We start from the raw sequence: 13,292 nt of genomic DNA on the forward strand, positions 1-13,292 counted from the left end.
TTGGCTGATTTATATTTTGGACTATAATTGTTTGCTAAATCATTTTCCAATATTTTCTAAGTCTAAAAGTATCTTCTCCATAGTTCTATATCTTCTCTTTACACGCTTTGCCAATGCTTTATTTATGACACCTTGATAGCGACTATATTCTACTGGCAACTTTGGAATTGGCTTTTGACAATGCTGAGTCGCCCACTCTTTTAACGGCTCTCTACTTAGGCTATCAATACTAAACGGTCGCTCGCCCGTTATCACTTCATACATCATTATACCGAATGCGTAAACATCGCTTTGCATCGTTGCTCCCTGTCCTTGCCAGCGTTCAGGCGCAAGATATGCTGGCGTTCCGGCAGGATTTTCTACATTTAACGCTTCAAAACGCTGCGCTAAGGCAAAATCTGTTAGTAATAAATCGAGCCTTAGACTGGCATTATCTAGTAAAATATTACTTGGCTTAATATCATTATGTAGCCAACCAACATTATGTAAATTGGCTACTAGATGAGCAGTTTGCACGATAAAACGATGCTTCTGACTATCACTAAGTGTTTGTTTTAAATACTGCGCGAGACTGCCACTGGCATAATCTGGCATGACAAGAATGGTGAGTTTCTGATTGTTATTTAATACTTTTAGCTGTGAATGGTGGCTGGCTAATAGTGGCGGGGCAATAGAAAAAAAGCTGACTTGGTTGTTCGATACCTGACTGATAGATTTTAGCGCTTCAGCTTCATACGCCAGATCAGCCATGTTTCGATGATTATCAGTACTTAACTGCCACTTAATCATCACCTGACCAAAATTTGGATGTTGGGCACGGGTTAAACCTTGATAAACAATCCCACTACTGACACCCTGCTGACTAAGACGGCGATGTGATATATTACTATACTGTAAATTTGAGAACACAGTCGTCAGCGCTGGTAGAATTTGCTGGGCATCCGTTTGCAAGGTTTGTTTTGCAAATCCTTGTTTTGTCTTTGCTTGAATTACAGAGCAATTACTAGCACTATTTTTCATGGTAAAGTACTGCCTTGGTATATTTATTAGCCGAACTGTCATTTTCACTGTTATAAGCGACCGAGTATTATGTCCCAATCTACTACGCCTGTTATGAGTTACGCCCTGCCCGATCATCTATTAAACATTCTTGAGCAGTATCTAGAAGAGCAGGTCATGCCGACTATCAAGATTGATCCTGCGCAGTTGGCGTATCGCTGGGTCGGTGGTCATCATGGTCATTTGGAGCCGCTAGCGGTCAATTTATTTTTAAGTTTAGATGATTTGCATGGTATTGATACCCAAAAGGCAAAACTGGTACAAAACACGCGACAGTTTTTAAAAGGTTATCCAGCCAATCACGTCTTGATGACAGGAACACGCGGTGCGGGAAAATCATCGCTGATTCGGGCGTTGCTACAAGCCTATCATAGTGAAGGGCTACGTATCATCGAAATCGCCCGTGATGATCTGCGAGTTCTTGATAAGATTCGGGCCGCCATTAATGCACTACCAGCGGATTGTGGTTGTCGTTATGTGGTGTACTGTGATGATTTGGCTTTTAACGGTCAGGATGAGAATTATCGGACATTAAAAAGTATCTTAGATGGGGCGCTGGACTCTGAGCAAGACAAGCTATTGGTTTATGCGACCAGTAATCGCCGCCATCTCTTGCCGCAACTCATGAAGGACAATGTCAATATTTATAACGGTCAGACTGATGAGGTCAACCCTTATGAAACCATTGACGAGACGGTATCGCTATCTGATCGCTTTGGGTTATGGCTGTCCTTTCATCCGATGGATCAAAACACGTACTTACACATCGTGCATCACTACTTATCTATCTTACCCACACTTGGCTCAACCAATGACGCTAAAGAAAGTGATGTTAAAGACAGTGATGGTAAAAAAGTAGACCTTAAAGAAACAGACATTAAAAAATACGACGTTGAAACAACCAACAATACGCTATCTGACAATATCAGAGCAGCAGCTTTACGCTGGGCATCAGAGCGTGGCGGACGTTCAGGACGAGTAGCGTATCAGTTCAGCCGCTACTGGATAGGACAGACTCAATTAGCAGCTGAAGATAGCCAATCTTGAGAATTAGCCAAAAATTATTTTTTATGGTCGCGTGCAGAACCTAAATATTGTACGCGGCTATGCTCTTTTTTATCTGATTTATCGACTGCGCCATTTACCATATATTGATCAAAGTCAGCAGCTAACCATAAATTGCCTTTATAAACATTTTCAGCTTCCAGTCGAATATGCGACATATTGGACGTACTGCTATTTGGGTTATCAAAGCTTTGATAACGGGCGCTAAAATGGGTCAGAATTAAATTTTGGATTCCATTTTTTTGCGCAAATTCGCCAACCAATCGAGCGCTACTATGCATCGGATCAAAGTCTGGATTTTTTGCCTGAATCTTATTTAAAATATCATGGGTATAAGTGGCTTCGTGAACTAGTAAATCGGCATCTATTACCGCAGCACTCAGATAGTCTGGCGTATCGTTATCGCCTGCGACGATTACTCGTGTACGCTGACTGTCATTATCGACATAATCCGCTGAATAAAGCTGGCGACCATCTTCTGTTATAACATCTTGTCCCTGCTGCAACTTACCCCACAGCGCGCTGGCTGGAATACCTTCTGTGGTCAATTTATCGGTATTAAGCGTACGGTGGCTAATAATTTGCGTGATACCAAAACCATAAGACGCAACACGATGCGATAAAGGATGAACATTTATCATCAGCTGATGTTGATTGTCTAGGTCGATAGTTACCTGAGCTTTATTTTCACCATTTGGCTGAGACAGAAAATCTTCAATCGCCATAAAATTAATGGGAAATGAGAAATGTAACTCGGTGGTTAAGGCAATCGCCTCAAGCAGCGTCGCAATCGCTTTTGGTGCGATAATTATCAACGGCTCACAGCGTCCCGACATTGCTGCGCTCGCCAGCAGTCCTGGTAATCCATAACAATGGTCGCCATGGACGTGGGTGATGCAAATAGCCGTTAGTTGATGTAGCGAAAGCTTGGTATGTAATAACTGCTGCTGCGTGCCTTCACCACAATCAACCAAAACCCAAGGTCGCGATTTTTTAGACTGATGGCTGTTTTGCGTGCTTGATGAATAAGGATTAAGAGACTCAATGGCCAATGCTGTGACATTACGTTGCTTGGTCGGCACGCCCGCTGAGGTCCCTAAAAAGGTTAGCTTTAACATAGACGACCTCTCTTACTCAATTTTTTTATAACGACATTTTTTATAGCGATTGACATAACATGGTTCTTTGACCTTCAATCATTTGCCCGCCATTGGCCGTGCATTCATTGACCATGTTGGACTCATAAGATTTCCAGCCACCATAAAAACTGGCAAGACAGAGCAATACTACCAGCAGCTTTTGTGACCAAGCTTTGATAGAAACTTGCTGGCTATGACCTTCAGCAGTATTAATGGGTTGTTCAACAGCAGCGCCAGTATCAGCATTGGTGTTTTTGTTAGGCGATTTATTTAAGTCTGTCATTTTTTATCCTAAAAAAGGTTTTGTCTATAAATAAACAAAACCTTTTATCTTAATATTAATTCGTAATGATAACTTTCAGTTTTTAGAACTTCAAACGGCCACCCTTTTCTTCTGCACGCTTAAAGGCATCACGCTCTTCACAGCGTTTAAGCCAGTTTAATATATTGGCATATTTACTGCTATCTAAACCTGCTCCAGCATTAGCGCCCACAACCGCAAGATGCATTTGAATATCAGCAGCGCTAAATTCGGCTCCTGCAAACCAATGGTTGTCCTGCAAATGCTGCTCTATCATCGCTAGCATCGTATCCAAACTTTTGCTAATCATGCTTTTTTCGACTTGATTGCGAATGCTTTTGCTCACAGGTTTGATCAGCATCGGCGACTGCTCAACCACTTTGGTAAAGACCAGACGCATGACCAATGGCGGCATGAGTGACGCTTCCGCAAAATGTAGCCAAAACGTATAAGCATCCCACGCCGCTTCATTGTCATCAGTAGGCTTAAATTGGCGCTCTTTATCATAATGCTTAATCAAATACTCAATGATAAATCCTGATTCGACGAGCGCACGGTCGTTTACCTCTAATATCGGTGCATGACCGAGCGGATGTATTTTTTTTAAACTGTCGGGCGCACGGTAAGCTTTATTGCGCTCATAACAGGTCAATTTATAATCGAGCCCAAGCTCTTCTAACAGCCATAAAATACGAAACGAGCGCGAATTTGCTAAATGATGAAGATGTAACATAAACCATCCTAGTTATAATGTGAATAAGCGATAATCTTAAATAAGACCTATATCAATAGGCAGAGCCTGCGCCCAGATTTCATTTTTGTAACTCGTCAAGCACCATTGAGCAAGGCAACCTTGTTGTCGATAATAACTCAATTAATGTTTCTTTAATACAGAAACTATGTAGAGCAATAATGAAAAACATAATGAAAAACATAATGAAAAACAACGCCTGCTAAGCTCAATTGAAGGTCTTTACGCAAAAAGCTTATTTAGCATGTAACTCTTCAATTTTGCGCGTCATCTTATCTATTTTTTGCTGATATTTTCTGATTTTACGAAAGCGATGCGCAATCAAAACCCCTTTGATGCGGCGATTTTTTAGACGACGGCGTGGCGGGAAGCTGCCCACTTGTGGCTCGTTGTACGCTTGCAGGCGGTCGTGACGCTTACGTGCCAAATAACCAAGCGCACTATCGGCAATCATAATCAGCAGCGCAACAACAATCATGCCATACATAAATAGCGAGCCGCCGTCATCGATATTTTGATGCAAAATGGTGATGGAAAAGATAAATAAAAATATCGGTTCAAGGTAGCATAAAGTGCCAAATAGCGACACGGGTAGCTTTTGGCTGGCGACCATGGTTAGCGCCATCGCCGCCGTGCTAATAACACCTAGTAAAGGCAACAAATACCAAAATTTATCCGTCGTCATCGCCAGCTGGAAACCACCGCTGAAGTGTAGTATCACTAATACCACAGGCGTTAATAAAACCAAATCAGAGATAAGTCCCGTAATTGGCGGAACGGCAAGCTTACGGCGAAGGAGATAATAAGGCGGATAACCCAAACAGACAAATAAAGTCGCCCAAGAAATGGCGCCATATTGCCAAACATCGTAGGCAATACCTAAAGCGGCACAAATGGTCGCGAGCCATTGCAACAAACTCATACTTTCATTATAAAAAAAGCGCCCCACAATAATCATAATCATCGGATATAAGAAGTAACCCAAGGTCACCTCTAATCCCAAATCATTGACAGGCGCCCACATAAATATCCAAATTTGGGCGCCCAAGATTGGGGTGGGAATGATAAATAAAAACCACTCTTTTGCCGTCTTTAAGGTTTTTAAATAATCAAAAATATGCTGCCACTGTTTCAGCACACTGACCAATAACACCAAACTTAATAGCATCATCAGTACGCGCCAAGAAGCCACTTGCGTCCCTGATAACGGTTGCATTAATAGACCAAATAAAAACAACCCTGCATATAAAAAATTTGCTAACACAGCAACAATGGTGCCTTGCGACGTCTGACTGGTGGGGAACATAAAAACTGCCTTTAAAGATAAGCGCACGTCCTTGGCAATTTCGAAAAAAAACAAAAGCCTCAGACGCGAACGTCGGAGGCCTTTTGTCTATAGAAGCTTTTATCTACCGCTTAACTATATGATGCTGAAATAAATGCTAATAATATAGAGCGTTTGTTTTATGGTCTGCATTATGTCAAAGTTAGAATAGATAAGCAATACATTCGCTTAGGCCGTCTATTTATTTCTATATTTGGTCGCTTTAATCGCTATAAGTATGACGACTTACTTGGCGTCAAGCTGCTCAATTTTACGCTGTATGCTATTCAGTTTTCTTTGATAACGACGAATCTTACGAAAGCGATGCGCGGCTAGTACGCCATCGATACGACGATTTATCAAGCGGCGACGCGGTGGAAAGCCGCCCACTTGCGGCTCGCGGTAGCCCTGTAAATGGTTGTCACGGCGGCGACGAAGATAACCCATTACACTATCTGCAATCATGATAAATAACGCCAAAGTTATCATGCCATACATAAATAGCGAGCCGCCCTCATCGAGACTTTGGCTTAAGACCGTAATAGATAAGACAAATAATAGCATCGGCTCTATATAGCTTAGCGCGCCAAATAATGAGACTGGCAATTTACTACTGGCAATCATGGTCAGTGACATCGCAAGCGCACTAAAAGCACCAAGTAGCGGCAATAAATACCAAAATTTCGTATTTTGTACCGCCACGCTAAAACCACCACTGCTATATAGCATAATGAGAACTACTGGCGTAAGCAAGGTCAAGTCCGACAACAAGCCGGTAATCGGCGGTACGGCAAGCTTACGCCGCAGTAGATAGTAAGGCGGATAACCCAAGCAGACAAATAACGTTACCCAAGATACAGTGCCAAATTGCCAAATATCGTGGCCGATACCCAACGCTGCCAACAATGCCGCTAGCCACTGTAACGTGCTCATATGTTCATGATAAAAAAAGCGTCCCAGTATTATCATCACCAGCGGTAATAAAAAATAGCCCAAAGTGACATCAAGACCAAATCCATTGACGGGCGCCCACATAAACAACCAAATTTGTCCGCCCAAAATCGGCGTCGGCAAGATAAAGATAAGCCATTCTTTCGCCGTTTTTAAGGTTTTTAGATAATAAAAAACATGTTGCCACTGCTTAGTAAAGCTGACCAATATGAGCAAACTCAATAGCATCATCAGTATGCGCCATGACGCCACCTGCGTTCCGGTTAAGGGCAGCATAAATAACCCAAACAAAAACATCATCGAGAATAAAAAACTGGATGATACTGCCGCTAAGGTTCCCTGAAAAGTTTGATTGGTCGTAAGCATAACAACGGCCTTAAAAAATAGCGCTTAATGGAAATTATTTATAATAAATTTAAAAAAGTTAACAATTAGAAGTTAAGCGCTAGAAAATACGCTCTAAGGATAAATAGTATTTGGAAAAAAAGCCTCCAACGATGACGTCAGAGGCTTATTCTAGAACAGTATTATTAACCAAACTAAAAAGCTAACCATTAAGACATTTATTCGTCATCGATTGTGTTTTCATCTATTTCAGCATTCGATATGTTGTCTTTTAGCTTGTAGTCATTGGCAATATCGATAACATCATTGATGTTAGTCTTCGTCTCATCACCCGTTTCGGCATCAATATCGACTTGTTCCTGACCCTCTATCGTAAATATGCCGTCTTCTTTCATCACTTCAATCAACTCATCGTCGCTTTCTTCGTGCTCAACACGCGCCATTGCTACCAATTTTTCATCTTTTGACAGACGAATCAGCGTGACCCCTTGTGTATTACGACCCGAGCTTGCTACATGCTCAACGGGCGTACGAACGAGCGTGCCTTTGTCTGAGATTAAGATAATATCGTCTTCAGGCTCAACCTTGGTCGCACGAACAAGCGCGCCATTACGTTCACTGGTCTTGATCGCAATGACACCGCCACCACCACGATTTTGGGTATTGAACTCATCAACAAAGGTACGCTTACCAAAGCCATTTTCACAAGCAATGAGAATTTCGCGGACATCATCTTCGATAACCACCAGCGATTTTATAAACTCATCATCTGCCAGACGCATACCACGGACACCTTTAGCCGTACGACCCATCACGCGTGCATCGTTTTCATCAAAACGAATGGCTTTGCCGCTCGAAGCAAATAGCATCACTTCTTGGTTACCATTGGTGATACGAGCACTCACCAATTTATCATCGTCTTCTAATCCAATAGCAATCAAACCGTTCGAGCGAATACTGGCGAACTGCTCAAGCTCGACACGCTTAACCGTACCATTTGCTGTGGTAAAGAAGACAAAATGTCCGGTGACATCAGCGGTATTTTGCGGTATTGGTAGTATCGTTGTGACCGTTTCATTAGCATTTAAGCCAATTAAATTTACTAATGGTCGACCACGAGCACCGCGGCTAGCAATCGGCACTTCAAAACCACGTAGACTAAAGACACGACCGCTATCAGTAAAACACAATACCGTTGCATGCGTTGAGGTCACGACTAAATGATCAATCACATCGTCTTCTTTCATTGCGGTCGCAGACTTGCCTTTACCGCCTCGTTTTTGCGCCACATAATCGTCAATCGGTTGCGTTTTCGCGTAACCGGTACGAGAAACGGTCATTACAACGGTTTGCTCTGGAATCAAGTCTTCACGGTTAAAGTCCATTCGTGAATCAATAATATCTGTGCGGCGCTCATCACCGAAGTTTTCACGAATCTCAATCATCTCATTCGAGATAATCGTCATTAACTTATCAAAGTCACCAAGGATTGATTCTAAATGAGCGATTTCACGCAGTAAATCTTGGTATTCTTCGGTCAATTTGTCTTGCTCAAGACCCGTCAAACGGTGCAACTGCATATCTAAAATCGCATTGACCTGCTCAAGTGATAAGCGATAGCTTTCTTGATTATCAATCAAACCAAACGGCGCTTTAGGATCTTCGCCTTCGATAAAGTCAGGACGCACAGACTGACTGCCGGCAGCAGTTAGCATTGCCACTACACTACCTGAGCCCCAAGTATTATTCAGTAAGTTCTCACGAGCGAGGCCACGGTTTGCAGAAGCCTTAATCGTTGCGATAATCTCATCAATGTTGGCAAGCGCAACGGTCAAACCTTCAAGCAAATGACCACGAATACGAGCTTTATTCAGCTCAAAAATGGTACGACGCGTCACCACTTCTTGACGATGACGGACAAAGGCGGCGATCAGTTGGCGTAACGTCAACAATTTCGGCTGACCGTTATCGAGCGCCACCATATTGATACTAAAGCTAGATTCAAGCGGCGTTTGCAAGAATAAATTATTAACAATCACTTCCGCCGTTTCACCGCGGCGCAAATCAATGGCAATACGCATACCGTCTTTATCAGACTCGTCACGAATTTCAGTAATGCCTTCGATTTTTTTATCACGCACCAGCTCAGCAATACGCTCAATCAATTTGGCTTTATTGGTTTGATAAGGCACTTCGGTAAAGACAATGCGCTCACGGTCACGGTTGACGCCCGTGTCGCTCATCGGTTCGATGATATAACGCCCGCGTATGTGCAATCGGCCTTTTCCCGTACGATACGCATCTAAAATGCCCGCGCGACCGTAAATAACACCACCTGTAGGGAAATCAGGACCTGAAATATGCGACATTAACTCTTCGGCTGAAATTTGTGGATTTTGCGCATACGCTAAACACGCATTAATCACCTCAGTCAGGTTATGCGGCGCCATATTAGTCGCCATACCGACGGCAATACCGGTTGCGCCGTTGACCAATAAGTTTGGAATACGCGCAGGCAAGACGCTCGGCATCCGCTCAGAGCCATCGTAGTTGTCTTCCCAGTCGACCGTATCTTTATCCAAGTCAGCAAGCATTTGGTGGGTCAGCTTGGTCATTCGTACTTCGGTATAACGCATTGCCGCCGGTGGATCATCATCAATCGAACCAAAGTTACCTTGACCATCAACCATCGGATAGCGCAAGCTAAAATCCTGCGCCATTCGTACAATCGCATCATAGACAGCGCTATCGCCATGCGGATGATATTTACCGATGACATCGCCGACCACACGTGCTGATTTCTTGTAAGGCTTATTATAATCGTTAGACAACACATGCATCGCGTACATCACACGGCGGTGCACTGGCTTAAATCCATCACGCACATCAGGCAGCGCGCGCGAGACGATCACGCTCATCGCATAATCCAGATAGGACTGCTTTAATTCATCCACGATGGCAATAGGACTGATCGAGTCGCTCATATACACTCCTTTATTCACATTCTTTTTCTAGTATTTGGCTCGGTTAAAAATGCTGATAGTTGTACAAAAATAAAGGCGCTAAAAAGCGTCAATACCCATGATAAACAGTCTATAAAAATCATTATCAAACAGGCTAAATAATAGGAAAATGGCGATACGGTTTTTGTTAAAAGTAATGTTTAATTAAAGAAGCTATTTTAACACATTTTTGCCGATTTAGGGGGTTCTAGAAGCCATTAAAATCAAGCAAAACAGCCGACTAACAGGTATTTTTTAATCCCATAACAAGGGTAAAAACGACTTTAAGGCCAAAGCTTTGTATTTAGCATTTTTAGAGGCTCTCCCATAAAAAACTGCATCCGATGAATGCAGTTTTTTTTTATTAATATAAAGATTAAAGTCAAACTTAAACCGTCTTACAATTGATTAAAATTTTGCTCAAAGAACTCACGAGTGGCTTCAGTACAAGAGGCGCTGACTAAACCTCCATGATAGCTACCTAATATCGCAGCGCCTGCGGCTTGTTCCAATATCACTGGATCAGTTACTCCAGCAGCGCGAGCATCTGCGATGGCTTTGTTTTGAACGCCTATCAATGTAGCAGAGAATCTATCTTGGAGATTATCAATTACCGTCGTCGTCATCCATGGGTTGCTCATTGCACTACCAATAGGGGTTAGTGCACCTCGATCGTTCCTTGTATCTACGTCTAGCACAGTAATGTTAAGGTTAGCGTCTGGCGCGGCACTTGCCTGTTGTAAAATAGCCGACATAGAACCAGTATTAATATCATAAAATACTGTTGGATCTTGACTACCTCCACATAAAAGTGTTGGCATTTTAGGGGTATAACTACGCAAATCATTAACCTTTAGCGCTTTACGTAAATTGTTTTCTGGATTTTCAGCCGGAAGTCCGGTGGTGACTGTAGGAAACACGCCATCAGGATGGGCGATGGCATCCATAATATACTCATTTCGGTAGCTGGTTTGGATCAGATACTTGCCATCATTGGCAAATCCTAACGGGGCAAAAGGCAGCTTACTGGGCGGTAACGCATCTAAATCCGGATATCCGGTAGGCGGCGCTTGAAATAAGGCATTTTTTGGAAGTTTATTGACCTTATTACTGGTCAACTCATCAAAACTTAACTCATTCGGCAGCTTTGTATTGGCATATTGATCGGTAAAAATTTCGGTCGGGTTTCGATACAGTTTACCATCAACCTTTTGAAGTCCAACGGCAAGTAACGGCGCAAAACGAGTTGCACCAATATTGACATTCCCAGCAAATATTGCATCGCCAAATGCCGCTAAAGCATAAGGCCCTGATGAAGGTGCAATAGCCGTAACTGGCTTATTTTGCGATTGTAGCAATCTAGCGGTGGCCATGGTGACATGGCCACCTTGAGAGTAGCCCGCAATAAACAGCTTACCCGAATCATCTATTTTGCTGTAATTGGCATCATTAGCGCTTTTTCTTCGTTCTATAATTTTGCGCGCACTATCTAGCGCATCAGCCATATCAGTGGCTTGTTGATCAGCCACAAGGTATGGATGGTAATCAAGATTAGACTCATCATAACCAGCATAGTTAGGGGCGACGACGATATAACCTTGGGCGGCAAAGTTCGCAGCAATTAAGTTTGCCTCTCCTACTGCGGGGTTTTTGACATTGCCTACTTGTGCAAAGTCATAGCCTTTATCAGTCGTCGTGCCATGTGCGTACAATAATACTGGACGATCACCTTGGCAGTCGGCGCTTTCTCCACTTGGCAGCATTAGCGCAGCGGTCGCATTAGTGCGTTCACCCGCAGCGCCTACTGTTCGATAGCTCACTTTCTCAATTTTAATATCGCATTTGGCTAATGGGGTGGCAGTATCATTAAGGCCAAACTGTGTATTTATTTGATTGGCAGAAAATGAGCTGATGGGTTTAACGCTCGTAGCATCAGAAACAACCCTGTCATTGTCATCATCGCCGCAACCAACCAGTAGCAAGCTACTTGCAATAGCAACTGATAATAGGCAGCGGGTCATCGAAGGTTTATTATTAAAGCTGGTAGATGTTGATGAATGGGTAATACTGCTTACCACTGTATTGTCGCGGTCATTTTTTAAAAAGGTCATAGGTGCTATCCTTAGCAGTGGAAAATAAAAATTTTGCTAAAAGTTATTAACAATAACTTCGTTAATTTTAATATGAATTGTTTCTAGAACCTTACTATTTATACCGTAAAAGAATATGAAAAGCTATAGAAAAACATCCAACTGTTGGTCTCTATTATATTTAGGCTAAAAAATGAAATGCTATAATCCGTAAATTAATACTAATACACCATCTACTGCTACAACTTGTAGCCGCAGTAACACAGTATTTTTAGATAGTATTTTTAGGGTGTTTTGATAATATCCAAATAAACGCCATTCCCGTCTCATTACTTTTAAAACAATGTGAATTTTATGCTAAGTAATACTAAGAACAGCCAACATAATAACAACCAAGCTGAGTCGTTATCAAAAAAACAAACAGCAGCGCGTACCGATCGGAGCTTTGACGCCATTGCCGATCATTTTGAAAAAAAGGTCTACGGTGGGTTAAAAGGTGAAATTCGACTGGCAGTATTGCGCCGTGATATTTTTGACTATAGCGCCCAGATGAGCACGACGCTTGGACGTCCGCTACGAATTCTAGATGTAGGCGCAGGGCTGGGTCAGATCGCCATTGAGCTTGCAGCTCAAGGACATAGCGTGGTGATTAATGATATCTCTGCCAATATGCTCGAGAAAGCCAAAGCAAGCGCCGTTCAAAATGATAAAGCGCTAGCCATCACGTGGCATGTCTGCCCGTATCAAGAACTTGAAGAAAAACTAGCAGGTAAAACAGAAAAGTTTGATTTGATCATGTGTCATGCGCTGCTTGAATGGCTAGCAGAACCAGCTGCTGTGATGGATTTTTTTGACAAGCACTTAAGCAAAAACGGCGCGCTATCGCTGTGCTTTTATAATCCGGCAAGTTTTGATTATCGCAATCTTATCATGGGTAACTTTAACGTATTAGATAATACGGATTATAAAGCGGACAATAAAAAAAGCCTCACACCCAACCACCCCGTCGCTAAGGATGAGGTGGAATCTTGGTTAAAGGCACATCATTACCACACCATACTGGCTAGTGGTTTACGCGTATTTCATGATTATTCGCCGCTAAAACGTGGCGGTCATAACGACCCTGATGCTGTCATACGAATGGAGCTGCGCTACTCACAGCTGGAACCGTATAAATGGCTTGGTCGCTATTTGCATATATTGGCAACGCGTCAAGTTTAAGGTTCTCGCTACGCTTAAAGAGCAGCGCTAATTTTAGAACTAAT

10 protein-coding genes are annotated in these 13,292 nt (G+C 42.6%); 2 read left to right on the top strand and 8 right to left on the bottom strand.

What is annotated here, in order from left to right; genetic code table 11:
* Positions 1-39: 39 nt before the first annotated feature.
* The gene (locus tag B4K26_RS09710; RefSeq protein ID WP_296245199.1) at positions 40-1,020 is read right to left on the bottom strand and encodes a serine/threonine protein kinase; all 981 of its coding nucleotides are present in this window, start codon (positions 1,018-1,020) and stop codon (positions 40-42) included.
* A 69-nt stretch (positions 1,021-1,089) separates the two neighbouring features.
* Between B4K26_RS09710 and B4K26_RS09715 the strand changes: the two genes are divergently transcribed.
* Positions 1,090-2,106 (top strand): ATP-binding protein, encoded by a 1,017-nt coding sequence (locus B4K26_RS09715; RefSeq protein WP_296245201.1) that lies wholly within the window; start codon positions 1,090-1,092, stop codon positions 2,104-2,106.
* Between the two features lie 14 nt (positions 2,107-2,120).
* On the opposite strand, the gene B4K26_RS09720 is transcribed toward B4K26_RS09715, so the two are convergent.
* From B4K26_RS09720 to B4K26_RS09750, 7 genes are all read right to left on the bottom strand, one after another.
* The gene (locus B4K26_RS09720; RefSeq protein WP_296245202.1) at positions 2,121-3,242 is read right to left on the bottom strand and encodes a ribonuclease Z; all 1,122 of its coding nucleotides are present in this window, start codon (positions 3,240-3,242) and stop codon (positions 2,121-2,123) included.
* Positions 3,243-3,282: 40 nt separating this feature from the next.
* Positions 3,283-3,546, bottom strand: coding sequence for a hypothetical protein (locus B4K26_RS09725; RefSeq protein ID WP_296245203.1), 264 nt, complete (start codon positions 3,544-3,546; stop codon positions 3,283-3,285).
* Between the two features lie 82 nt (positions 3,547-3,628).
* Positions 3,629-4,297: a glutathione S-transferase gene (locus tag B4K26_RS09730; RefSeq protein ID WP_296245205.1), complete on the bottom strand. Its 669-nt coding sequence runs from the start codon at positions 4,295-4,297 to the stop codon at positions 3,629-3,631.
* Positions 4,298-4,550: 253 nt separating this feature from the next.
* Positions 4,551-5,621, bottom strand: a complete 1,071-nt coding sequence (gene rarD / locus B4K26_RS09735) for an EamA family transporter RarD (RefSeq protein ID WP_296245206.1) — start codon at positions 5,619-5,621, stop codon at positions 4,551-4,553.
* Between the two features lie 264 nt (positions 5,622-5,885).
* On the bottom strand, positions 5,886-6,956 hold the full coding sequence (rarD, locus tag B4K26_RS09740; protein ID WP_296245207.1) for an EamA family transporter RarD: 1,071 nt from the start codon (positions 6,954-6,956) through the stop codon (positions 5,886-5,888).
* 197 nt (positions 6,957-7,153) lie between these two features.
* A complete protein-coding gene (gene gyrA, locus B4K26_RS09745) occupies positions 7,154-9,919 on the bottom strand; it encodes a DNA gyrase subunit A (RefSeq protein ID WP_296245208.1) in 2,766 nt (921 codons plus the stop codon).
* A 416-nt stretch (positions 9,920-10,335) separates the two neighbouring features.
* A complete protein-coding gene (locus B4K26_RS09750) occupies positions 10,336-12,048 on the bottom strand; it encodes an alpha/beta hydrolase family protein (RefSeq protein WP_296245209.1) in 1,713 nt (570 codons plus the stop codon).
* A gap of 333 nt (positions 12,049-12,381) precedes the next feature.
* On the opposite strand from B4K26_RS09750, the gene B4K26_RS09755 reads away from it, so the two are divergent.
* A complete protein-coding gene (locus tag B4K26_RS09755) occupies positions 12,382-13,248 on the top strand; it encodes a methyltransferase domain-containing protein (RefSeq protein ID WP_296245210.1) in 867 nt (288 codons plus the stop codon).
* Positions 13,249-13,292: the final 44 nt, after the last annotated feature.

This window comes from Psychrobacter sp. UBA6766, assembly GCF_002453355.1.
Lineage (GTDB): Bacteria > Pseudomonadota > Gammaproteobacteria > Pseudomonadales > Moraxellaceae > Psychrobacter.

Bases quoted from the DNA above. Each gene is read 5' to 3' on its own strand.
- B4K26_RS09710 (WP_296245199.1), bottom strand. From the start codon at position 1,020: ATGAAAAATAGTGCTAGTAATTGCTCTGTAATTCAAGCAAAGACAAAA.
- B4K26_RS09715 (WP_296245201.1), top strand. From the start codon at position 1,090: ATGTCCCAATCTACTACGCCTGTTATGAGTTACGCCCTGCCCGATCAT.
- B4K26_RS09720 (WP_296245202.1), bottom strand. From the start codon at position 3,242: ATGTTAAAGCTAACCTTTTTAGGGACCTCAGCGGGCGTGCCGACCAAG.
- B4K26_RS09725 (WP_296245203.1), bottom strand. From the start codon at position 3,546: ATGACAGACTTAAATAAATCGCCTAACAAAAACACCAATGCTGATACT.
- B4K26_RS09730 (WP_296245205.1), bottom strand. From the start codon at position 4,297: ATGTTACATCTTCATCATTTAGCAAATTCGCGCTCGTTTCGTATTTTA.
- rarD (WP_296245206.1), bottom strand. From the start codon at position 5,621: ATGTTCCCCACCAGTCAGACGTCGCAAGGCACCATTGTTGCTGTGTTA.
- rarD (WP_296245207.1), bottom strand. From the start codon at position 6,956: ATGCTTACGACCAATCAAACTTTTCAGGGAACCTTAGCGGCAGTATCA.
- gyrA (WP_296245208.1), bottom strand. From the start codon at position 9,919: ATGAGCGACTCGATCAGTCCTATTGCCATCGTGGATGAATTAAAGCAG.
- B4K26_RS09750 (WP_296245209.1), bottom strand. From the start codon at position 12,048: ATGACCTTTTTAAAAAATGACCGCGACAATACAGTGGTAAGCAGTATT.
- B4K26_RS09755 (WP_296245210.1), top strand. From the start codon at position 12,382: ATGCTAAGTAATACTAAGAACAGCCAACATAATAACAACCAAGCTGAG.